The organism is Arthrobacter globiformis, assembly GCF_003261175.1.
Classification (GTDB): domain Bacteria; phylum Actinomycetota; class Actinomycetes; order Actinomycetales; family Micrococcaceae; genus Arthrobacter; species Arthrobacter globiformis_A.
On sequence record NZ_QLNP01000094.1, the window covers coordinates 1 to 21,414 of the forward strand.

The 21,414-nt window shown below is 67.3% G+C and carries 22 protein-coding genes; 18 read left to right on the forward strand and 4 right to left on the reverse strand.

Features of this window, described 5'->3' with window-relative positions; genetic code table 11:
- Positions 1 to 1,458: HNH endonuclease signature motif containing protein (locus tag DBZ45_RS14965; RefSeq protein WP_111904679.1), on the forward strand; the 1,458-nt coding region annotated here is incomplete at its 5' end.
- A gap of 50 nt (positions 1,459 to 1,508) precedes the next feature.
- Positions 1,509 to 1,994, forward strand: a complete 486-nt coding sequence (locus DBZ45_RS14970; protein WP_111904680.1) for a nucleoside deaminase — start codon at positions 1,509 to 1,511, stop codon at positions 1,992 to 1,994.
- A 6-nt stretch (positions 1,995 to 2,000) separates the two neighbouring features.
- Here the strand turns inward: DBZ45_RS14970 and DBZ45_RS14975 are convergent, their stop codons facing one another.
- Positions 2,001 to 3,161 (reverse strand): pyridoxal phosphate-dependent aminotransferase, encoded by a 1,161-nt coding sequence (locus DBZ45_RS14975; RefSeq protein WP_190243148.1) that lies wholly within the window; start codon positions 3,159 to 3,161, stop codon positions 2,001 to 2,003.
- Between the two features lie 70 nt (positions 3,162 to 3,231).
- Between DBZ45_RS14975 and truB the strand changes: the two genes are divergently transcribed.
- The 3 genes from truB to DBZ45_RS14990 are packed head-to-tail and all read left to right on the forward strand — an operon-like array spanning position 3,232 to position 5,067.
- A complete protein-coding gene (gene truB, locus DBZ45_RS14980; protein ID WP_223257099.1) occupies positions 3,232 to 4,248 on the forward strand; it encodes a tRNA pseudouridine(55) synthase TruB in 1,017 nt (338 codons plus the stop codon).
- 2 nt (positions 4,249 to 4,250) lie between these two features.
- Entirely contained in the window at positions 4,251 to 4,604 is a 354-nt protein-coding gene (locus tag DBZ45_RS14985) for a hypothetical protein (RefSeq protein WP_111904682.1), read from the forward strand.
- 1 nt (position 4,605) lies between these two features.
- Entirely contained in the window at positions 4,606 to 5,067 is a 462-nt protein-coding gene (locus DBZ45_RS14990) for a hypothetical protein (protein WP_440130522.1), read from the forward strand.
- Here the strand turns inward: DBZ45_RS14990 and DBZ45_RS14995 are convergent.
- The gene (locus tag DBZ45_RS14995; protein WP_111904683.1) at positions 5,064 to 5,852 is read right to left on the reverse strand and encodes a DUF937 domain-containing protein; all 789 of its coding nucleotides are present in this window, start codon (positions 5,850 to 5,852) and stop codon (positions 5,064 to 5,066) included. The two genes, DBZ45_RS14990 and DBZ45_RS14995, sit on opposite strands and share 4 nt — an antisense overlap.
- A 286-nt stretch (positions 5,853 to 6,138) precedes the next feature.
- Between DBZ45_RS14995 and DBZ45_RS15000 the strand changes: the two genes are divergently transcribed.
- From DBZ45_RS15000 to DBZ45_RS15030, 7 genes are all read left to right on the forward strand, one after another.
- Positions 6,139 to 7,122 carry a bifunctional riboflavin kinase/FAD synthetase gene (locus tag DBZ45_RS15000; RefSeq protein ID WP_111904684.1) on the forward strand — a complete coding sequence of 328 codons (984 nt, stop codon included), beginning with the start codon at positions 6,139 to 6,141 and terminating at the stop codon, positions 7,120 to 7,122.
- Between the two features lie 69 nt (positions 7,123 to 7,191).
- Positions 7,192 to 8,046, forward strand: a complete 855-nt coding sequence (gene kynA, locus DBZ45_RS15005) for a tryptophan 2,3-dioxygenase (RefSeq protein WP_111904685.1) — start codon at positions 7,192 to 7,194, stop codon at positions 8,044 to 8,046.
- A 5-nt stretch (positions 8,047 to 8,051) separates the two neighbouring features.
- Entirely contained in the window at positions 8,052 to 9,308 is a 1,257-nt protein-coding gene (gene kynU / locus DBZ45_RS15010; RefSeq protein ID WP_111904751.1) for a kynureninase, read from the forward strand.
- Positions 9,309 to 9,511: 203 nt separating this feature from the next.
- On the forward strand, positions 9,512 to 9,781 hold the full coding sequence (rpsO, locus tag DBZ45_RS15015) for a 30S ribosomal protein S15 (protein ID WP_102970860.1): 270 nt from the start codon (positions 9,512 to 9,514) through the stop codon (positions 9,779 to 9,781).
- A gap of 239 nt (positions 9,782 to 10,020) precedes the next feature.
- Positions 10,021 to 12,285 carry a polyribonucleotide nucleotidyltransferase gene (locus DBZ45_RS15020; protein ID WP_111904686.1) on the forward strand — a complete coding sequence of 755 codons (2,265 nt, stop codon included), beginning with the start codon at positions 10,021 to 10,023 and terminating at the stop codon, positions 12,283 to 12,285.
- Positions 12,286 to 12,483: 198 nt separating this feature from the next.
- Positions 12,484 to 13,827, forward strand: a complete 1,344-nt coding sequence (locus DBZ45_RS15025; protein WP_111904687.1) for a M16 family metallopeptidase — start codon at positions 12,484 to 12,486, stop codon at positions 13,825 to 13,827.
- 29 nt (positions 13,828 to 13,856) lie between these two features.
- Complete coding sequence (locus DBZ45_RS15030) at positions 13,857 to 14,318, forward strand: DUF1579 family protein (protein ID WP_111904688.1); 462 nt, start codon at positions 13,857 to 13,859, stop codon at positions 14,316 to 14,318.
- A gap of 326 nt (positions 14,319 to 14,644) precedes the next feature.
- On the opposite strand, the gene DBZ45_RS15035 is transcribed toward DBZ45_RS15030, so the two are convergent.
- Positions 14,645 to 14,911: a MoaD/ThiS family protein gene (locus DBZ45_RS15035; RefSeq protein WP_111904689.1), complete on the reverse strand. Its 267-nt coding sequence runs from the start codon at positions 14,909 to 14,911 to the stop codon at positions 14,645 to 14,647.
- Positions 14,912 to 14,914: 3 nt separating this feature from the next.
- The gene (moaA, locus tag DBZ45_RS15040) at positions 14,915 to 16,090 is read right to left on the reverse strand and encodes a GTP 3',8-cyclase MoaA (RefSeq protein ID WP_190243149.1); all 1,176 of its coding nucleotides are present in this window, start codon (positions 16,088 to 16,090) and stop codon (positions 14,915 to 14,917) included.
- 279 nt (positions 16,091 to 16,369) lie between these two features.
- On the opposite strand from moaA, the gene DBZ45_RS15045 reads away from it, so the two are divergent.
- The 6 genes from DBZ45_RS15045 (at position 16,370) to dapB (ending at position 21,412) form a co-directional block, all read left to right on the forward strand.
- Positions 16,370 to 17,788 (forward strand): molybdopterin-dependent oxidoreductase, encoded by a 1,419-nt coding sequence (locus tag DBZ45_RS15045; RefSeq protein ID WP_223257105.1) that lies wholly within the window; start codon positions 16,370 to 16,372, stop codon positions 17,786 to 17,788.
- Between the two features lie 18 nt (positions 17,789 to 17,806).
- Positions 17,807 to 19,066, forward strand: a complete 1,260-nt coding sequence (locus DBZ45_RS15050; RefSeq protein ID WP_111904691.1) for a molybdopterin molybdotransferase MoeA — start codon at positions 17,807 to 17,809, stop codon at positions 19,064 to 19,066.
- A complete protein-coding gene (moaC, locus tag DBZ45_RS15055; RefSeq protein WP_111904692.1) occupies positions 19,054 to 19,548 on the forward strand; it encodes a cyclic pyranopterin monophosphate synthase MoaC in 495 nt (164 codons plus the stop codon). The genes DBZ45_RS15050 and moaC overlap by 13 nt, the downstream gene beginning before the upstream one ends.
- Entirely contained in the window at positions 19,545 to 20,072 is a 528-nt protein-coding gene (locus tag DBZ45_RS15060) for a MogA/MoaB family molybdenum cofactor biosynthesis protein (RefSeq protein WP_111904693.1), read from the forward strand. The genes moaC and DBZ45_RS15060 overlap by 4 nt, the downstream gene beginning before the upstream one ends.
- Positions 20,062 to 20,535, forward strand: a complete 474-nt coding sequence (locus DBZ45_RS15065) for a molybdenum cofactor biosynthesis protein MoaE (protein ID WP_111904694.1) — start codon at positions 20,062 to 20,064, stop codon at positions 20,533 to 20,535. Before DBZ45_RS15060 ends, DBZ45_RS15065 begins: the two co-directional genes overlap by 11 nt.
- Before the next feature lie 118 nt (positions 20,536 to 20,653).
- The gene (dapB, locus tag DBZ45_RS15070; RefSeq protein ID WP_111904695.1) at positions 20,654 to 21,412 is read left to right on the forward strand and encodes a 4-hydroxy-tetrahydrodipicolinate reductase; all 759 of its coding nucleotides are present in this window, start codon (positions 20,654 to 20,656) and stop codon (positions 21,410 to 21,412) included.
- Positions 21,413 to 21,414: the final 2 nt, after the last annotated feature.

A 21,414-nucleotide genomic window follows, 5' to 3' on the forward strand; every position in this document is an offset into this window, starting at 1 on the left:
CTGCAGGTGCTCGCCGCGGGCGCGGTGGACCGGGCCCGCACCGCAGCGGTCACCGCCGCAGCATCACCCCTCGTCCCCGTCACGGCCGCTGAAGCGGGCCCGGGTCCGGGCGATGACGGCTCCCGGAACACCGTGGAGTTCCTCCGGGGCAGGCTGCGGATCAGCTCCGCCGAAGCCCGCCGCCGGATCGGGCTGGCCGACTCTGTCCTGCCCAGGGCAGGGTTCGGCGGGCAACAGCTCCCCCCGAGGTACCAAGGAGTTGCCGCCGCGGTCAGCACCGCCCAGATCAGCTCCCGCGCCGCAACCACCATCACCCTGGCCCTGGACCGGGCGCAGCATTTCACCACCCCGGACCACACCGCCGTGATGGAACACGACCTGACCCAAGCCGCCGTCGAAAACGACGCCGACTTCCTCACCCGCGTCGCCAAACACTGGGCCGAAGCCATCGACCAGGACGGGACCGAACCCTCCGAAGCGGCCCTCCGGCAAATCCAGGGCGCGTTCATCCGCCGCCCCAAACACGGCCTGCAGCACCTGGAAATTTTCGCCACCACCGAACAGTTCGAAACGCTCACCACCGCCATGAACACCGCCACCAACCCCCGCACCCCGGCCCCTGCAAAAGGCAACGGCAACGACGGGAACGGCGCCGACGGACCAGGCAGTGACGGACCAAGCAGTGGGGCGGGGAACGCTGAATCGGCCAGCCTTGACGGTTGGGACACCGAGGGTGTCCCGGAGGTCTCCCTGGATCACCGCTCACAGGGGCAGATGCGGCTCGACGGGCTCGTCGGCGCCGTCCAGACCGTCCTTACCACCGACATCCTGCCCGCCAACGGCGGACACCGGCCCCAGATCCTGGCCACCATCAACTACCGCGACCTCCTCGCCGACCTTCGGAAGCGACAAGACGCACAATGGGCCCAAGACTCACAGGGGGACCAGGGCACCCAGTGGGACCAGGGCACCGAGGGCCCGCAGCCGGCCTACACCGGCCGGACCAACGCCGGGAGCACCGGCGGCACCGCACTGTTCGCCTTCTCCGGGCCGGTGAACCCGGCCACGATCCGCAAAATTGCCTGCGACGCCGACATCATCCCCGTCGTCCTCGGCAGCCAGGGCCGGATCCTGGACATCGGCCGCGCCTCACGCGTCTTCCCGCCCCACATCCGCAAGGCCATCATGGCCCGGGACCAAGGCTGTGCGTTCCCCGCCTGCACCATCCCGGCTGCGTGGTGCGAAGCCCACCACATCACCTACTGGTCACGCGGCGGGACCACTGGAACCGGCAACGGCGTCCTGCTCTGCAGCCACCACCACCACCTCATCCACAAAGAAAACTGGAGCATCGAAGTCACCAACGAGGTGCCCTGGTTCAAACCCCCACCAGAACTCGACCCCCACCGAAAACCCCGCCGCAACAACTACTTCCACTCACGGCCACAACGGGAATGAACTGGAACGCGACTGTCCCGCGGCACCGTTCTGCTGGCTATGATCAGACCATGCGTGCCCACCCATCTGCTGCAGACGTGACCGGATACCTGACCGAGGCGGTGGCACTGGCCGAACGGAATGTCGCGGCCGGCGGCGGGCCCTTCGGCGCGCTGGTGGTGACAGCTGACGGCGCCGTCCATGAAGGGGTCAACCGGGTCACCCGTGACAACGATCCCACCGCCCATGCCGAAGTGGTGGCTATCCGGACCGCCGCCAAGGAGACCCGGAGCTTCGACCTCAGCGGCGCTGTCCTGTACGCCAGTTGTGAGCCCTGCCCGCTGTGCCTAGCGGCGGCGCTCTGGGCACGGATCGACCGCGTGTACTTCGCCGCGGACCGGCACGGCGCAGCCGCAGCGGGATTCGACGACGCCGTCTTCTACGAGTACTTCGGCGGCACACGGCCCGAACTGTTGCCGGTCAGCCATACCCAGGTTCCGACGTCGGGCGCCCCGTTCGATGCCTGGCGCAACAACACTGAACGCACTGACTACTGATGCTCGCTACCCGGCGACCCTGCTGGGAAGCCTTCCCACGCCCTCGACCAATTCGCTTTGGTCACCACACAGCGCGATCCGGATCCACCCTTCGCCGATCGAGCCAAAGGCAGTCCCGGGTGCAAAGGAGACTCCGGCCTCGGCGAGGAACTGCTTGACCCAGCCCCGGACATTTCCGCCGCTCACGTGCGAGACGTCCGCCCACAGGTAGAACGCCCCCTGCGCGGTGAGGAAAGGAATGCCCTTCTTGGCCAGAACTGCCGAAGCCGCATCGCGGTTGGCCCGGTAATGCGCGTGGGCCTGCGATACATAGTCCTGCGGACCGGTCAGCGCGGCGAGCGCCGCGTACTGGGACGGCGACGCCACACAGGAGACGATCGCCTCCATGACGTTGTTCATCCGCTGCTCCAGCCCGGGCGGGCAGACCAGTGCCCCGATACGCAGGCCGGTGAGCCCATAGGTCTTGGAGAGCGTCAGCGACGTAAACACCCGCGCCTCGCCGGGGGCGGTGCTGTCGAACCGGGCAGGGCTCATGTGCGGGACGTCGTAGGTGAAGGCCTCGTAGCACTCGTCCGAGATGATCCACAGGTCATGGCGACGGGCCAGTTCAACCAGTTCCCGGGTCAGGTCTTCCCGAAGAACGGCGCCCAGGGGGTTCGACGGCGAGTTGAGCATCAGCACCCGCGTCCGGTCCGTGATGAGCGCCTCAATGTCCGCGATTCGGGGCTGGAAATCATGGGCGGGGTACAGGGGATACTCCACGGGGACGGCATGCAGCAGGCGGCTGGTCATGGCAAACGTGGGATAGCCCGGATTGGGAATCAGGATTTCGTCGCCGGGGGCGAGCAGCAGGCTCATCGCGAAGTGCAGGCCCTGCTGGGCGCCGTCGACCACATATACGCGGTCCGCCCGAATATCTACGCCGGACTGCTCGCGGAACCTGGCTGCGAACGCCTCCCGGAGCGGCGGGATGCCGGCGTTCGGGGTGTAGTTGGTTTCGTCGCGGTCCAGGCAAGCTATTCCGGCATCCAGGACATGGCGGGGGAGCGGGAACCCGGGTTCCCCGATGCTCAGGATCAGCGCTCCAGGGGTGCGCCACGCCGCCTCGGTGATCTCGCGGATCTGGTTTACGGGGACGTCGCGTATGTGCGCGGAAAGCTCGGGCATGACTGCCATCCTAGCGCCGGGCCCTCCCGCACACCGGTGAGCGGGCCGCATGCCCCATATACTGGTAGGCGTGCTTTCTGGACTGGTAATAGTGGACAAGCCGCAGGGATGGACCAGCCACGATGTGGTTGGACGGATGCGGCGGATCGCCGGTACCCGGAAAGTGGGCCACGCAGGAACGCTGGATCCCATGGCCACCGGCGTGCTGGTGCTCGGCATCAACAAGGCGACGCGGCTCCTCACCTATATCGTGGGAACGTCGAAGACCTACACGGCCACCATCCGGCTGGGGGAATCCACCATCACCGACGACGCCGAAGGCGAAGTTGTCAGCCGGGCGAGCGCCGCTTCCGTGACTGAGGATGCCATCCGCTCCGGCGTTGAGTCCCTGACAGGCGAGATCCGGCAGGTGCCCAGCAGTGTCAGCGCCATCAAGGTCAACGGTGAACGCTCCTATGCGCGCGTCCGGTCCGGGGAAGATGTCCAGCTGGCTGCCCGGCCAGTCACCATTCACCGTTTCGACATCCACGGAATCCGCCGGGACCAGGCCGCCGGACACGACACCGATGTCGTGGACGTCGACGTGACGGTGGAATGTTCCTCGGGCACCTACATCCGCGCCCTCGCCCGGGACCTCGGCAACTCCCTCGGAGTCGGCGGGCACCTGACCGCATTGCGTCGGACCAATGTGGGGCCGTACTCGCTGGACCAAGCACGCACCCTCGAGCAGCTCGCGGAAGACCTCGAAGTCCTCGAAATGTCGCAGGCGGCCCGGGCGCTCATGCCCAATCGGGACCTGAGCGCAGAGGAAACTACCGAGATTTCCTTCGGCCGGCGCATCGCCGCCGGAGCCGCTGCGGGCACACCGGCCGCCGCGACAGCCGAAAAGCCCGCAGCCGCATTCGCGCCAGACGGATCGCTTGTGGCGCTGCTCGCGGACAGTGGAAGTTTCGCCAAACCAGTACTGGTCTTCGCACCGGGAACGGGACCCGGCGGTTCCAACAGTTCCGGCACAGGCGGTTCCGACTCCGGCACAGGCGCCGGCGTGCCTGGCGGCTCGGGTGCCGACGGCGGCGGGCAGGCCTAGCGTTGGACGCGTATTTCTACATCATCCTGGGCGTCGGCCTGCTGTCCACGCTCATCTGCGTCGCGGCGGGCATCATGAAGAAGGCCCCGAACGACATCACCATCCTTTCGGTGGCCGCCGTCGAGCTGGCCTTGCTGGTCTACCTCGTTGGCTCGATAGTGCGGGTCATTGCGGGGGAGCATATCGCGGGAGAGGCCTGGGAATTCTGGGGCTACCTCGCCACCGCGCTCCTGCTGCCGGTAGCCGCCGTGTACTGGTCCGTCCTGGAACGGACCCGCTGGAGCAATTTTGTCCTGGCCGCCGTCGGCGTTACAGCCCTCGTCATGGCCGCCCGCATGAATCAGATCTGGTACTGAAGTGGAAGAAGCACGCAACGTGGCTGATACGTCCGAACACACCGGCAAGCGCCCCGCCGACACCCGGAACACCGGTCCCGGCCGGCTACTCATCGCCGTCTACGCCATCTTTGCCATTTCCGCTACCGCCCGGGCCGGCTACCAGATCCTCACCAAGTTCTCAGAGGCCCCGCTGGCCTACCTGCTCTCCGCCTTCGCCGCCGTCGTCTACGTGGTGGCTACGGTGTCGCTGGCCAAGGCCGGCCGCACCTGGTTCAAGGTTTCCCTGGTCGCCGTCCTGGTGGAACTGGTCGGCGTGATTGTCGTGGGGGCGCTGAGCCTGTTCGACCCTGTGCAGTTCCCGCACGAAACCGTGTGGTCCGCGTTTGGCCGCGGCTACGCCTTCGTTCCATTCATCCTGCCGGTTCTGGGCCTCATCTGGCTTTACCGGCGGCGGCCCGCAGCCCCTGCCGTACGGATCTAGCGGTTCTCGTCCGGCACGTCCACCTCGATCAGCTCGCCGGGCGTCAGCGACCCGTGCGAGGCGGTCGCCGAATCGTTCGTCTGCCCTGAACCGTTCGTGTTCGGTGCCGAACCGGATTGCACAGATGGTTCCTCGTCCTGCTCCGTCAGCGGAGCCTGCTGCGACTGCGAGCCGCCGCCAAGAATGCCGCCCAAGATATCGCCAAGGCCGCCCGAACCGAACCCTCCTGAACCGGGCCCGCCCGCCCCCTGTCCACCGCTGCCTTGCCCGCCGTTACCAAGCCCGCCGAGGCTGCCGCCCAGGATTCCCCCGAGGATGCTTCCCAGATCGATCCCGCCTCCACCGGTAGGGGAGGCCTGGTCTCCGGAACCCTGCCCGCCGCCGAGGACCTTCTTGGCCAGATACGACATGACGATCGGGGCGAGGATCGGCAGCAGTTTGCGGACGAGGTCCCCGCCGACTCCGCCGAGGTTGGCTGTCCCCGCCAGCTGATTGGCCACCTTGTCCTGCTGGCCGCCGAATACGTGGCCCACGATCTTTTCGCCGTCCTGGGTGTCCACCTGTGACGGGTCCACGCCGCCGTCGGCAAGTCCATTCCGGTGCCTGGCCAGCTCGGATTCCAGCGCAGCAGCGCCATCCGGCGCCTGGACGTTGTTCTGCATCCCGGCAAGCAGCGTTGGCACGGCGGCTTCCACGGCCGCCTGCGCGGAGGCCGTATCAGTCCCCAGCAGGGAGGCGATCTGCTGGACTGGGATCTGTCCCAGCAGCTCCTGGATGTCACTCATGGCGTGGCTCCTTCCCGCCCGCTCATCTCGCAGGCGATCCGTGCGGTTGAAACGCGAATGAAACTCGAAGGCTCAGGGCAGTGCTGACTGGGCCGCTGCCTTTGCATCCTAGCGGGGCGTACCCGCAGACGGTAGGCCACCGGCCTGCCCCCAGCGCAGTCCACCAGGCCAGCTGCCCGCCGCACGCCGGGGCGTCCGTGACCGGCAGCGATTGCGGGTAACCTTAGAGAGTTCCGGCCCCGGCGCGCCGGAAGCAAGTTCTGGCAGGCAGTAAAAGGCGAGGTTGATGGTCCACATCTGGAATGATCCGACCGAGGTCCCCGAAGACTTTGGTCCTTCCGTTGTCACTATCGGTAATTTCGACGGCGTCCACCGTGGCCACCAGCAGGTGCTGTCACAGCTCATCAGGACCGCGCGGCTGAACAACGCCAAGTCGGTTGCGGTGACGTTCGACCCCCACCCGGCCCTGGTCCATCGGCCGGAAAGCGCGCCCGAGCTGATCATGGGCCTGCAGGACAAACTCCAGGCCCTCAGCGAGCTCGGACTGGATGCCGTTCTGGTCATGAAGTACTCCCTGGAGCTCGCCAGCCTTACCCCGGAAGAATTCGTCGGTTCCGTTCTGGTGGACAGCCTCCACGCCAGCCACGTTGTCATCGGCCACGACACCCGCTTCGGCAAGGGCAACTCCGGGGACCTGAACACCATGCAGGATCTGGGGGAGAAGTTCGGCTTCGAGGTGCTGGTGATCAGCGAGTTCGGCTCGGAAGGCTTCCCGCTGCATGACGACGGCGGAACGGACCGCCGCTGTTCCTCCACCTGGGTGCGCGAATCGCTCCGGGAAGGAGACGTCGGCACCGCCGCCGCGGTTTTGGGCCGAGCTCACCGGATGCGCGGCGAGGTAGTCCACGGAGCCGCGCGCGGCCGGGACCTCGGCTTCCCCACCGCCAACCTCTCCAGCGACGCGAGCGGCCTGATTCCGGCGGACGGCATCTACGCGGGCTGGCTCGTGGACGAGGCGGGGACGCGCTGGCCTGCCGCCATCTCGGTTGGCTCCAACCCTACTTTCGACGGCGTGAGCCGCCAGGTGGAGGCGCATGTCATCGACAGGCCCGAAGAGCGCATCGAGGACTTCGATCTGTACGGCCAGACAGTAGTTGTGGAGTTCGTGGCCAGGCTCCGCGGCATGGTGGCATACCGTGGGCCTGAAGCCCTCGTGGAGCAGATGCGCCAGGACGTCCTGCAGACGCACGACATCCTGCTCAAGCGCTGACCCGCCGGCACCTCCGGGCCTGCACCACACAGTCCCGCATCACACAGTATTGGCAAGGAAGGCGACACTGTGACCGTAGAGAAAAACACCAGGAAACTGGACAAGGGCATTGTGCGCGATTTCAGTTCCCGCATGAGTTACGCGTCCTACCTCCAGCTGCCCACGCTGCTCAGCGCCCAGCAGCCCGTTAGCGTCCCGGAACACCATGACGAACTGCTCTTCATCATCCAGCACCAGACCACGGAGCTGTGGCTGAAGCTGGTGCTTCACGAGCTCCGCAGTGCCGCCCAGTGGCTGCGTTCCGATGACCTTGGTTCGGCCTTGAAGGGCATCGCGCGGGTTAAGCACATCCAGAAGACCCTCACCGAACAGTGGTCCGTCCTGGCCACGCTGACACCCACCGAGTATGCGGAGTTCCGCGGGTTCCTCGGCAACTCATCCGGATTCCAGTCCAGCCAGTACCGTGCCGTGGAGTTCGTGCTGGGCAACAAGAACAGGAAGATACTTCCCGTCTTCGAATCCGATCCCGAAGCCCACGCCCTGCTGACCGAAGTCCTGCACGCGCCGAGCATCTACGACGAATTCCTCGCCTACCTGCACCGCCACGGCTTCGATGTTCCCGCGGAAGTACTGAACAGGGACGTGACGCGGGCGCATGAGTTTGAGCCTGCCCTGGTTCCGCTGTTCAAGCACATCTACGAAAACGCCGCGCAGAACTGGGGAGCGTACGAGGCGTGCGAGGAACTCGTTGACCTGGAGGACAACTTCCAGCTGTGGCGGTTCCGGCACCTGCGAACCGTACAGCGCACCATCGGCATGAAGACGGGCACCGGGGGCTCCAGCGGAGCGGCGTTCCTGCAAAAGGCCCTTGAGCTGACGTTCTTCCCGGAGCTGTTCGCCGTGCGTACGGAGATCGGACAGTGACCGCCCTGGACGGCGCCGGAGACCCGGCCGCCCAAGCGGGCGAGGCCCTGCTGTATAAGGCCACGCGTCTCGACGCCGAAGACCGCCTGGCCCGGTACCGGGACCTGTTCGTCGGCGCGGACACCGAGCTGTCCTACCTCGACGGCAACTCCCTGGGACGCCCGCTCAAGCGGACGGCCGGCGACATTTCCAGCTTTGTCGAGCAGGGCTGGGGCGGGCGCCTGATCCGGGGCTGGGACGAGGAGTGGCTGGACATGCCCCAGGCCATCGGCGACCAGCTGGGGCGCGCGGTGCTGGGCGCCGCCGCGGGTCAGGCCATCATTGCCGACTCCACCACCGTGGTGCTGTACAAGCTGATCCGGGCAGCCCTGGCCGCCGTCGGGGATCCGGCGCGGACAGAGATTGTGGTGGACACGGACAACTTTCCCACCGACCGGTACCTCGTCGAAGGCATCGCCAAGGAGGAGGGGCTGACGCTGCGCTGGATCGAGGCGGATCCCGCCTCCGGTGTCCGCCCCGAACAGGTGCGGGAGGCCGTGGGCCCGGCCACCGCCGTCGTCCTCCTCAGCCACGTGGCCTACCGTTCCGGTTACCTGGCGGACCTGCCGGCCATCACGGCGGCAGTGCACGACGCCGGCGGGCTGGTGGTGTGGGACCTGTGCCATTCGGCCGGGTCAGTGGAGCTGCAGCTGGATGCCTGGGACGTGGACTTTGCCGCGGGCTGCACGTACAAGTACCTGAACGGCGGGCCGGGCTCGCCCGCCTTCGCCTACGTCAACGACCGGCACCTGCCCGGACTCGCGCAGCCCATCTGGGGATGGATGGGCCGGAAGGATGCGTTTGAGATGGGGCCGGGCTACGAACCGGCCGCCGGCATCCGCCGGTTCCTCAGCGGCACACCGGCCATCTTCGGAATGATCGCCATGCGCGGCACCCTGGACCTGATCGAAGAGGCCGGCATGGCCGCCATCCGCGAAAAGTCGCGGCAGCTCACCAGCTACGCCCTGGAACTGCACGATGCGTGGCTCGCGCCGGCCGGCGTGCGGCTTGCCACGCCGCGGGATCCGGACCGCCGCGGAGGCCACATCACCGTTGACCATCCCGCTTTCCGCGAGGTGACGGCGGCGCTGTGGGAGAAGGATGTCATCCCGGACTTCCGGGCGCCCCAGGGCATCAGGATTGGACTTTCGCCGCTGAGCACCGGCTTCGCCGAACTCCACCGCGGCATGGCAGCCATCCGGGACCTGCTTCCGGAGGCCTGAACCGCGATTCAACAATAACCCCCAACAGCACTGCTGCCGTTTCGACAAGATTGCAACACGGCCGGTAAACTAAGCGGTGGATCCGGCTGCAGTCCGTGGTTGCTGGATCCTGCTGTGTGCGGAAACTTCCTTGGAAGCCGGCACCGGCACCCCCGGCAGTGAATTACTGACTCGGGCCTCACGGCACATCTCTAGGAGTTATTGTGGCACTTGACGCCGCCGTAAAGCAGTCCATCATCAAGGATTTCGCAACGTCCGAGGGCGACACCGGTTCGCCGGAGGTCCAGATTGCGGTTCTGACTCAGCGGATCAAGGATCTGACTGAGCACATGAAGGAGCACAAGCACGACTTCCACACCCAGCGCGGTCTGCTGGCCATGGTTGGTCGCCGCAAGCGCATGCTGACCTACCTGAAGAACACCGACATCGCCCGCTACCGTTCGCTCATCGAGCGCCTCGGCCTGCGCCGCTAGTCTGGTTTGGAGGCGGCCCTTTCCTGCCGGAACGGGCCGCCTCGTCAGTACATAAAAACTAAACAGGAGGATCAACCGCATCACGCATTCGCGGTCCTCGGTAGTGATCCCCGGGAAGCTTCGCTGATTGAAGCCGGCCCGTGGGTCTCGATCGATGACCGGGTGCAGGGCCAGTAGACAGATGCTGGCTGGGTTGATGCGGCTGGACTTCCGTTAATCAAGAAACGGAGGTGACTCTCTTGGAGGGTCCCGAAATCCAGTTCTCAGAAGCAGTCATTGACAACGGCCGCTTTGGCAAGCGTGTAATCCGCTTCGAAACCGGCCGCCTTGCCAAGCAGGCAGCCGGCGCAGCCATGGTGTACATCGACGAGGACACCGCGCTGCTCTCTGCCACCACCGCTGGCAAGCACCCGCGTGAAGGCTTTGACTTCTTCCCCCTGACGGTGGACGTCGAAGAGCGCATGTACGCCGCCGGCCGCATCCCGGGCTCGTTCTTCCGCCGTGAAGGCCGCCCGTCCACGGAAGCCATCCTGGCCTGCCGCCTGATGGACCGCCCGCTGCGCCCCGCGTTCGTCAAGGGCCTGCGCAATGAGGTCCAGATTGTCGTCACCGTCCTGGCGATCAACCCGGACGAGCTTTACGACGTCGTGGCAATCAACGCCTCCTCGATGTCCACCCAGCTCTCCGGCCTGCCGTTCTCCGGCCCGATCGGCGGCGTCCGCGTTGCCCTCGTCGCCGACGAGCAGGGTTCGCAGTGGGTTGCCTTCCCGAAGCACTCCCAGCTCGAGAACTCCGTGTTCAACATGGTTGTGGCCGGCCGCGTTGCCGGTGACGACGTCGCCATCATGATGGTCGAAGCCGAAGCCACGGACAACTCCTGGAGCCTCATCAAGGAACAGGGCGCCACCGCCCCCACCGAAGAGGTTGTTTCCGAGGGCCTGGAGGCTGCCAAGCCGTTCATCAAGGCACTCTGCGAAGCGCAGCAGGACCTGGCCGCCCGCGCTGCCAAGCCCACCGTTGAGTTCCCCGTCTTCCTGGACTACCAGGACGACGTCTACGCCGCCGTCGAGGCTGCTGCCGCGGAGAAGCTCACCGCTGTCTTCCAGATCGCTGACAAGCAGGACCGCGACAACGCAGCGGACGAGCTGAAGGACGAGGTTGTTGCCTCCCTGGCCGGCCAGTTCGAAGGCCGCGAAAAGGAAGTTTCCGCAGCGTTCCGCTCGGTGACCAAGCACGTTGTGCGCCAGCGCATCCTGAAGGACCAGATCCGCATCGACGGCCGCGGCCTGACGGACATCCGCCAGCTCACCGCCGAGGTCGAGGTCCTGCCCCGCGTCCACGGCTCGGCCATCTTCGAACGCGGCGAAACCCAGATCATGGGTGTCACCACGCTGAACATGCTCAAGATGGAACAGCAGATCGACTCGCTGTCGCCGGTAACGCGCAAGCGCTACATGCACAACTACAACTTCCCGCCGTACTCCACCGGTGAGACCGGCCGCGTCGGTTCCCCGAAGCGCCGCGAAATCGGCCACGGTGCCCTGGCCGAGCGCGCGCTCGTGCCGGTGCTGCCGTCCCGTGAGGAGTTCCCGTACGCCATCCGCCAGGTGTCCGAAGCCCTCGGCTCCAACGGCTCCACCTCCATGGGCTCGGTCTGCGCCTCGACGCTGTCCATGCTCAACGCCGGTGTCCCGCTGAAGGCTGCCGTTGCCGGCATCGCCATGGGCCTGGTCTCCGACCAGGTGGACGGCCAGACCCGCTACGCCGCGCTGACCGACATCCTCGGCGCCGAAGATGCCTTCGGCGACATGGACTTCAAGGTTGCCGGTACGTCTGAATTCGTCACCGCCATCCAGCTGGACACCAAGCTCGACGGCATCCCGGCATCCGTGCTGGCAGCAGCACTGAAGCAGGCCCGCGAGGCCCGCCTCCACATCCTCGAGGTTATCAACGCCGCGATCGACACCCCGGACGAGCTCTCCGAGTTCGCTCCGCGCGTCATCGCCGTGAAGATCCCCGTGGACAAGATCGGCGAGGTCATTGGCCCCAAGGGCAAGATGATCAACCAGATCCAGGAGGACACTGGCGCGGACATCTCGATCGAGGACGACGGCACCGTCTACATCGGCGCCACCAACGGCCCGTCGGCAGATGCCGCCCGCTCCGCTATCAACGCCATCGCCAACCCGCAGGTTCCGGAAATCGGTGAGCGCTACTTGGGCACGGTCGTCAAGACCACCACCTTTGGCGCCTTCGTGTCCCTGACTCCGGGCAAGGATGGTCTGCTGCACATCTCCGAGCTGCGCAAGATCGCCGGCGGCAAGCGCGTGGACAACGTCGAGGACGTCGTCTCCGTGGGCCAGAAGATCCAGGTCGAGATCACCAAGATCGATGACCGCGGAAAGCTGTCCCTCTCTCCGGTAGTTGCTGAAGAGGAAGGCGCCGGCGACGCCGACCGCGTTCACGCTTCCGCTCCGGCAGAAGGCTCGGACGCTTCCGAGTAGTTCCGGGCTCCGGCTAGCTACGCTGCCGGAACCCATAAAGGCGGGGCCGTTGGTTGTACCACCGGCCCCGCCCCTTTTAACCCACCCCTCTCAACACCGCTTTGCGGCGGCAAATAAGCGCACGTCAGAGCCACGCCGACGGCGTGGCCCGCTGGTACGATTGCAGGCAGATTTGGCTCCGCTTCCCGAAAGGCCTTGATGACTGTCGTACCCCTGCCGCTGGAGCAGAACCACCCCGGCGACACCCTGATCCACGGAGCCGACGGCGGTTCGGAAGTCCGTCGTTCGGTCCTCCCCGGTGGGGTGCGTGTCCTGACCGAGGCGATGCCGGGGCAGCGTTCAGCCACCATCGGGTTCTGGGTGGGCGTGGGATCCCGCGACGAGGCTCCCGGGCAGCACGGTTCGACGCACTTCCTGGAGCATCTGCTGTTCAAGGGCACCAAGAGGCGCACCGCCCTGGAGATCGCGTCCGCCTTTGACGAGGTGGGCGGTGAATCCAACGCCGCCACGGCGAAGGAAAGCACCTGCTACTTCGCCCGCGTGCTGGATACGGACCTGCCGATGGCCATCGACGTCATCGCCGACATGATCACCGGCGCCGTGCTTGACCCTGCGGAGATGGAGCAGGAGCGGGACGTCATCCTCGAAGAGATCGCCATGGACAGCGACGATCCCACGGACGTCGCCCATGAACACTTCGTCGCCGCCGTGCTCGGTACCCACCCGCTCGGGCGCCCGATCGGTGGGACTCCGGACGCCATCCGCGCCGTGGCACGCGACTCCGTCTGGGACCACTACCGCCGTTACTACCGCCCGGACGAACTGGTGATCACTGCCGCCGGCGGTCTGGAGCACGACGTCGTCTGCCGGCTTGTGGTGGATGCCCTCCACTCAGCAGGGTGGTCACTTGAGTCCGGGGCGGCTCCCGTGGAGCGCCGCTCCACCGAGCGCGCACAGATCACCGGCACCGCCGGGCTACATGTGGTCACACGCCCGGTGGAACAGGCCAACATCATCATGGGCTGTCCCACCATCGTGGCCACCGATGAGCGCCGCTATGTTATGAGCGTGCTGAACGCGGTGCTTGGCGGCGGGATGTCGTCACGGCTGTTCCAGGAGATCCGCGAGAAGCGCGGCCTCGTGTACTCCACTTATTCCTTCGCCTCGTCCTATGCCGACGCAGGCTACTTCGGCATGTACGCCGGCTGCACGCCCACCAAGGTCCGCCAGGTCCTGGAACTCCTTGGTGCAGAACTCGACAGTCTCGCGGCGGGCGGCATCTCCGAAGAGGAGCTTCGCAAGGCGGTCGGGCAGCTCTGCGGCGGGATCGTCCTGGCACTCGAAGACACCGGCTCCCGTATGTCGCGGCTGGGCCGCGCCGAGCTGGTCTCCGGTGAATACCAGGACATCGACGAGACCCTGCGGCTCATCAAGGCCGTAACGGCGGAGCAGGTCCAGGAGCTGGCCAGTGAGCTGGCTGCGGCACCCCGGACCGTGACGGTGGTCGGCCCCTTCGCCGAATCGGAAACCTTCGGGCTCTGATCCACGGAAGTTTCGGCGTAGGAGGAAAGATGGACCAGCCGCCACCGGGGACAGCGCACGAGGCCCTGGAGATCTTCGTCGGGCGCTGGCTGGGAACCACCGAGCTGGCTGCCTCGCCGTGGGGTCCGGCACGCACCGCCACCGCGGAGGTGACGTTCACCCGCGCCGCCGGGGGGTTCGCCGTCGTCCAGTCCTACCGCCACACCGAAGCCGACGGTACGCACTTTGAGGGGCACGGGGTCTTCACGGTGGATCCCGACCACGACGAAACGCTCTGGTATTACGTCGACAGCATGGGCGGGCCCCCGTCAGCCCCGGCCCGTGGTGTCTGGCACGACTCGACCCTCATGGTGGAGCGGCACAGCGACCGGGGCACCGCCCGGCACACCTTCCGGGTGGACCAGGGCGTGCTGACCCACACGGCTGAACTGCGGCTGGGGGAGACCCAGGAGTTCCAGCCGTTTATGACCTCGATCTGCCACCGCGCCTGAATCAGCGCCTCGCTCAGCCCACCAGCTCGATTATCGGGGTCTGCGCAGATCTCCTTTGGCTGGCCCCGGCTTCACTCCGGCCGGTCCATTCCGGCGCGGTGAATGGCGAGGTAGAGCGATGGTAGGCCCCGGTGTCCCGCCCCACCACCCACCGCCAGGCCTGGCGCCGGGCCGCACGCTCTATCAGTTCCTGCCGGCTTTTCCCCGACGCTTCCTCACGTCTTGCCCGATTTTTCTAGACGCTTCCTCACGTCGTGTCGACACGAGAGGAAGCGTTGGTCTAACGCGGCGAAACGTGACGGAGCGTTGTGGGGGGTCCAGCTGGGTTAGCCGCCGGCGAAAGGCGGGAGGACGTCCACCACGTCGCCAGCTGCCAGGACGGTGGTCCGGTCCCGGACCGCGACCTCGTTCAACAGGAAGCTGCTGCGGGCCAGGATCCTGTCGAGCGGCGGCGTCCCGGCCGGAGGTTCCGGACGGTCGACGTCGAGCACGGCGGCCAGGAGGGACTCCACCGTGGATCCGGCCGGAAGTTCGAAGCGCTCTTCATCCACGCCTGCCGCGGCGCGTGCGGCAGCGAAGTATCGTACGTTCAAGGATTAGCCTCCGATGGCGCTCATGCTGCGGTCCGGCTGGACGAAGTCCGGAGCGTCGAGTCCCACGTGGTCCATGCCGTGGGCTTTGGGCTTCAGCCACATGGCATCCTGCCAGCGTTCGGCTAGCTGCGCGTCGCTGGCCCCTTGCCTCAGCAGGCCGAGCAGGTCGAATTCCTCGCGGGAGAAAAGGCAGCTCATGATCTTGCCTTCGGCCGTTATCCGGGTCCGCCGGCAGTCGGAACAGAACGGCTCGGTAACGGAGGCGATGATCCCCACGGTTCCCAGCACGGGGGCGTGTGCATCAGCGGAACTGCCTGATGCAGCGGAACCGGCCGTCCGGCGTCGTACTTCAAAGCGTTCCGCCGGTGCGCCGTCCCGGGCCCGAGGATCCGGGCTCAGCGCGAACTCCTCGGAGAGGAGTTCGCGGATCTCGGCCGCGGTGATCATGTTCCGGCGGGTCCAGCCGTGGTCTGCGTCCAGCGGCATCTGCTCAATGAACCGCAGTTCGTAGCCGTGCTCCAGTGCCCAGGCGAGGAGGGACGGCGATTCAGTGTCGTTGATGCCCCGCATCAGCACGGCGTTGAGCTTCACCGGCCCCAGGCCCGCAGCCCAGGCGGCGTCCACCCCGGCGAGCACCCGGTCCAGGAACGGCCGCCGTGTCAGTTTGGTGAAGGTTTCCTCGTGCAGGGAGTCCAGGGAGACGTTGATGCGCGTCAGCCCGGCGGCCTTGAGGGCTGCAGCCTTCCGGTCCAGGCCCACGCCGTTCGTCGTCATGGAAATGGGAAGCTCGGGGTGTGCTCGGCGCAGGGCACCAATGATCTCGACGAGGTCGGCCCGGACCAGAGGCTCGCCGCCGGTCAGGCGCAGCTCGCGCACGCCAAGCTGGTTCACGCCGATGCCGACGATCCGCACGATTTCCTCGCCGGTCATGACCGCCTGCTTCGAGAGCCACTCCAGCCCCTCGGCCGGCATGCAGTAGGTACAGCGCAGGTTGCACTTGTCCGTCAGCGAAAGCCGCATGTCCGTCGCCCGGCGGCCGTAGCGGTCCGCGAGGCCCGCGGGAGCGCCGGCCGGGCGGCGGGCGGGGACCCCGGCCGGGCGCGCAACGGGAAGGGGCTGCGAACCGGAATCGGTTGCGCCTCCTTCGCGAAGCTGCGGTATGCCAAGCTGAACACTCATGACTTCAGGCTACGCCACGATGGGGCGCGGATCACACCTGGTCCGTCCCGTGGCTGGCGGCTGCGGCTGCGCGCCCGGAGGCAGGGCGGCCACCGCAATGACCGCAATGATCGCAGTGCCGGAAAGCGCTGGTGAACCTATGCTGGAAGGGTGAACGGGTCCCATGAGCCAGGCCTGCACCGGCGCCGGTGGGCTGCCGCCGCAGGCGTGGTGGCAGCCGGCACCGGACTTGTCGCGAGCGAACTCATCGCCGGCTTCGTGAGTCCTTCACTTTCCACGATGACCGCCCTGGGCGGCGCCGTCATCGACGCTGTTCCGCCGGGCGTCAAGGACTGGGCCGTTTCCCTCTTCGGGACAGCGGACAAGCTTGCCCTGCTGGCCGGCATGGCGCTGGGTATCGCCGTTTTCGCTGCCGCGGCAGGTGTCCTCGAGCTGCGCCGGCGCTTCGCGGGTGCCGGTATCTTTGCCGTCTTCGGCGTCGTGGGACTGGCCGCGGTCCTGACCCGCGCCCAGGTGACCGCCGCCGCCGTCGTCCTTCCGCTGCTTGCGGCCGGGATCGGGATCGCCGTGCTCCTGAAGCTGGTCAGCCGCCTGGCGGCCCCGCAAAATGGGGAGGCCGGCCCGGGACCGGCCCGTCGGGGGTTCTTCCAGCTGCTGGGAGGCACCGCCGCCGGCGTCCTGGTGGGCGGCGCCGTCGTCACCGTCTGGCGCGGCGGGGCGGCCGGTGTCAATGAGGTCCGCCGGACCCTGCGGCTGCCCGTGCCGCAGTCCCCGGCGCCGCCCATTCCGGCCGGCGCTGACATCGGACTGGCGGGAGTCGGCCCGCTGGTTACACCCAATCCCGACTTCTACCGGATTGACACTGCGCTGTCCGTTCCCGTTCTTGATTCCCGCGAGTGGAGGCTCAAGGTCACCGGGCGGGTGGAACGGGAGGTCGAGCTCACCTTCGATGACCTGATGTCAAAGCCCCTGATCGAGCGGCACGTGACCATCGCCTGCGTGTCCAACGAGGTGGGCGGCGACCTGATCGGCAACGCCAGGTGGCTGGGCTGGCCGGTGCGGGAGCTGCTGGCGATGGCCGGCCCCGCCCCGGACGCGGACATGGTGCTGTCCCGAAGCGCCGACGGCTTTACGGCCAGCACGCCGCTGGAGGTGCTCACCGACCGCCGTGATGCGCTGCTGGCCGTGGGCATGAACGGCGAACCGCTCCCGCTCGAACACGGCTTCCCCGTGCGGATGATCGTCCCCGGGCTGTACGGTTACGTGTCCGCGACCAAGTGGCTCACCCAACTGAAGGTCACCAGGTTTGCCGACGACGTGGCCTACTGGACGCCGCGCGGCTGGTCCGAGCGCGGCCCCATCAAGATCTCGTCCCGTGTCGATGTGCCCCGGAACGGAGCTTCCGTACCGGCCGGGAACGTGGTGTTCGGGGGCGTGGCTTGGGCGCAGCACACCGGAATCGGCAAGGTCGAGCTGCGCGTGGACCGGGGGAGCTGGCAACCGGCCAAGCTCGCTCCGGGCATCTCGGTGGACACCTGGTACCAGTGGCAGCTCGGCCTTGACCTGCAGCCCGGGCAGCACGAGATTCAGGTCCGGGCCACGGACCTCAAGGGCACGGAACAGGCTGAGGAACACCGTTCGGTGGCACCTGACGGCGCCACGGGCTTCCACACCATTAGAGTGGACGTGAAAACGTAGCCCACCAAAGGCCGGACCATGCACAGCCTGCACGAACACAGCACCCACGAGCACGGCAAACACGATCACGGTACCCACAGAAGCGTCGCGGACCACCGGCAGGCGGTCAGGGCACTCCTCGAACCGCTGCTGTCCCCGGAACGGACCGAAAGGCTTCCGCTGGTCCAGGCCCTGGGGCGCGGGCTGGCGGAGGACGTCACCGCTCCGCTGAGCCTGCCCCCGTTTCCGAACTCCCAGATGGACGGCTTTGCCATCCGTTCCGCGGACGTGCCCGACGGCGGGGCGGACCTGCGCGTCGCCGCTCCGGTTCCGGCGGGCGCGCGTCCCGAGCTGCTGCAGCCGGGCAGCGCTGCCCCGATCATGACCGGCGCCATGGTGCCTGCGGGGGCAGACGCCGTCGTACCTATTGAACAGGCGGTCCCTTCCATCTTTCCGCCCGCGGGCGAAGAGGCTGAGGTGAGGCTGCCGGCCACGGCTGCCGGGACGTACATCCGCGCCGCCGGAAGCGACATCGAAGCCGGCCAGCAGGCCCTGGCCGCCGGAACCTGCCTGGGCCCGGCGCAGCTGGGTCTGCTCGCCGCCCTGGGGATGCCCGAGGTCCTGGTCCACAAGCAACTTTCGGTCCTGCTGGTCACCACCGGCGACGAAGTGGTGGAACCCGGGGAACCGCTCGGCGACGGCAAGATCTATGACGCCAACGGCACCCTCCTGGAATCCGCGCTGCGGCAGGCGGGACTTGCCGTGACCCGGGCGGGCATTTCAGCCGACAGCCCCGAAGCCCTGCGGACGCTGCTGCGCACCCACATGTCCGCGGTGGACCTGATTGTCACCACCGGGGGAGTAAGCAAGGGGGCCTACGAGGTGGTGCGGCAGGCCATGGACGGCCAGGACGTCGCGTTCCAGCACGTCGCCATGCAGCCCGGCGGCCCCCAGGGACTGGGAACGTTCGACGGCGTCCCCCTCCTTGCGTTTCCGGGGAACCCCGTCAGCTGCCTCGTCTCCTTTGAGATGTTTCTCCGGCAGGTGCTGGGCGAACTGTTTGGCGCGCCCGCGCCCAGGCCCGCCGTCCGGGCGCGGCTGGCCCAGCCGCTGACTTCCCCGGCCGGCAAGCACCAGGTCCGGCGCGGGTCCCTGCAGGCTGACGGCACCATCCGGCTGCAGGGCGGCGAAAGTTCGCATCTGGTGCAGGCGCTGGCCCACTCCAATGCCCTGGTCCACGTGCCTGCAGGCACTGCCGCTCTCGACGAAGGCGCCGAAGTGGAAGTATGGATGTTGTGACTGCAGAAAATGACCCCGGCGCCCTGACCCACCTGCGCCGTGACGGCACGGCCCAGATGGTGGACGTCTCAGAAAAACCGGAAACCACACGCGAGGCCACGGCCACCGCGACGGTCCGCAGCACCGCCGAGGTCCTCGCGCTGCTGGGCACCGGCGGCCTGCCGAAGGGTGATGCGCTCGCCGTGGCCCGGGTTGCCGGGATCATGGCGGCCAAGAAAACCCCTGAACTGATCCCGCTGTGCCACCCGCTTCCGATCTCAAAGGTGACGGTTGACTTTGAACTCGGACCCGAGACAGTGGACATCCTGGCCACGGTCAAGACCCGCGGGGTGACCGGCGTCGAAATGGAGGCCCTGACGGCGGCCTCCGTGGCGGCGCTGAGCGTCTACGACATGATCAAGGCCGTGGACAAGCACGCTGTCCTCACGGACATCAAGGTCCTGGCCAAGAGCGGCGGCAAGAGCGGGGACTGGGCCCTGTGAGCACCCCCGACTCCACAACCGCGGCACCTCACGTCCACGGCGAGGTCCAGGGCCGCAAGGCCGGCGTCGTGATTGCGTCAACGCGCGCTGCCTCCGGCGTCTACCAGGACGAGACCGGGCCGGTCATCACTGACTGGCTCACCGAACACGGCTTCGTGCCGTATCCGGTCATGGTGGTGCCCGACGGTGAACCTGTGGGCGCAGCGATCCGCGCGCTACTGACCCAGGAACCCGCCGTCGTCATCACCAGCGGCGGCACCGGCCTGAGCCCGGACGACCGCACGCCGGAAATGACGCTGCCGCTGCTGGACCGCGAAATCCCCGGCATCATGGAGAGAATCCGCCAGGCCGGAACGGCGAAGACGCCGCACGCCATGCTCAGCCGCGGACATGCCGGTGCGGCCGGCAGGACTTTCATCATCAACCTGCCCGGATCACCCAAGGGGGTCATGGACGGCCTGACCGTCCTGGACTCGGTGATCGGGCACCTGTGCGACCAGTTGGAGGGCGGACATGGCCACTGAGGCTTCGTTCGAAGTAGTAACCGCGGTGCTCAGCACTGAACCCATCTCCGTGGACCAGGCCATCGCCGCCGTGGAGTCTGAGACGGCCGGAGCTGTAGTTAGCTTCAGCGGCGTGGTCCGGAACCACGACGGCGGGAAGCCGGTCGACCGGCTCAGCTACAGCGCCCATCCGACGGCCCGGAAGGTGCTGGACGACGTCGTGGCGCAGCTGGTGGCCGAACAGGCGGCAGCGGCAGGAGCCGATGGTGCCATGGCTCCGCCCGTCCGGATCTGGGTCGCGCACCGGGTGGGCCCGCTGGAAATTGGCGACCCTGCCCTTGTCTGCGCCGTAGCGGCCGCCCACCGCGGGCAGGCCTTCGCCGTGTGCTCCGAGCTGGTGGACCGGGTCAAGGCTCAGGTGCCGATCTGGAAGGAACAGTTCTTCAGCGACGGCACAGTCGAATGGGTCGGGGCAGGGGAGTAAGGGCCAGCAGCGCAGGGGAATAAGAGCCGGCAGCGCCGCGGAACACGCCGTCCGCGCGTGAGGTAACGCATGCGCTCCGGTTCCGTCCGGCGGCCGCCCGAACTGTAGTGTGGAATCCATGACCCAACAACTTCCTGTCGCCGTTCTGGGCGCAAACGGGCGCATGGGCGCCGAGGCCGTGAAGGCCGTGGAGGCCGCCCCGGACATGGTGCTCGTCGCCGCGCTGGGACGCGGTGACTCCCTCGATTCCCTGCGCGACGCCGGTGCCCGGTATGTCGTGGACCTCACCGTTCCGGAAAGCACCGAGGAGAACGTCCGCTTCGCCGTCGAAAACGGCATGCACGCGGTGGTGGGCACCACGGGCTGGGACGTGGGCAGGCTGGAGTCGCTGGAGACCCTGCTGGCCGGCCACCCGGAAGTCGGCGTGCTCATTGCACCCAACTTCGCCCTTGGCTCCGTGCTCACGTCGGCGTTTGCCGCCAAAGCCTCCAAGTACTTCGAATCAGTGGAGATCATCGAACTCCACCACCCGGACAAGGTGGACGCGCCCTCGGGTACTGCAGTGCGCACCGCCCAGCTGGTGGCAGCGGAACGCGAGGCGGCCGGCGTCGGCCCCAGCCCGGACGCTACTACAACTGAACTGGCCGGAGCCCGCGGCTGCGAGGTGGACGGCGTGCGCGTGCACAGCGTCCGGCTCCGGGGGCTCGTGGCCCACCAGGAGGTCCTGCTGGGCGGGCCGGGGGAGCAGCTGACGCTCCGCCATGATTCCTTCGACCGCGCCTCGTTCATGCCGGGTGTCCTCCTGGGCGTCCGCAACGTTGCCGCCCACCCTGGACTCACCGTCGGCTTGGACGGCTACCTGGATCTGGGGCTGTAACG

What these genes read in the sequence shown, in the direction of transcription:
- DBZ45_RS15050 (WP_111904691.1), top strand. Translation starts at nt 17,807, where the DNA reads ATGCACAGCCTGCACGAACACAGCACCCACGAGCACGGCAAACACGAT.
- DBZ45_RS15000 (WP_111904684.1), top strand. Translation starts at nt 6,139, where the DNA reads ATGGTCCACATCTGGAATGATCCGACCGAGGTCCCCGAAGACTTTGGT.
- DBZ45_RS15025 (WP_111904687.1), top strand. Translation starts at nt 12,484, where the DNA reads ATGACTGTCGTACCCCTGCCGCTGGAGCAGAACCACCCCGGCGACACC.
- DBZ45_RS15045 (WP_223257105.1), top strand. Translation starts at nt 16,370, where the DNA reads ATGACCGCCCTGGGCGGCGCCGTCATCGACGCTGTTCCGCCGGGCGTC.
- DBZ45_RS15030 (WP_111904688.1), top strand. Translation starts at nt 13,857, where the DNA reads ATGGACCAGCCGCCACCGGGGACAGCGCACGAGGCCCTGGAGATCTTC.
- moaA (WP_190243149.1), bottom strand. Translation starts at nt 16,090, where the DNA reads ATGAGTGTTCAGCTTGGCATACCGCAGCTTCGCGAAGGAGGCGCAACC.
- DBZ45_RS15065 (WP_111904694.1), top strand. Translation starts at nt 20,062, where the DNA reads ATGGCCACTGAGGCTTCGTTCGAAGTAGTAACCGCGGTGCTCAGCACT.
- DBZ45_RS14975 (WP_190243148.1), bottom strand. Translation starts at nt 3,161, where the DNA reads ATGCCCGAGCTTTCCGCGCACATACGCGACGTCCCCGTAAACCAGATC.
- DBZ45_RS14970 (WP_111904680.1), top strand. Translation starts at nt 1,509, where the DNA reads ATGCGTGCCCACCCATCTGCTGCAGACGTGACCGGATACCTGACCGAG.
- DBZ45_RS14995 (WP_111904683.1), bottom strand. Translation starts at nt 5,852, where the DNA reads ATGAGTGACATCCAGGAGCTGCTGGGACAGATCCCAGTCCAGCAGATC.
- moaC (WP_111904692.1), top strand. Translation starts at nt 19,054, where the DNA reads ATGGATGTTGTGACTGCAGAAAATGACCCCGGCGCCCTGACCCACCTG.
- dapB (WP_111904695.1), top strand. Translation starts at nt 20,654, where the DNA reads ATGACCCAACAACTTCCTGTCGCCGTTCTGGGCGCAAACGGGCGCATG.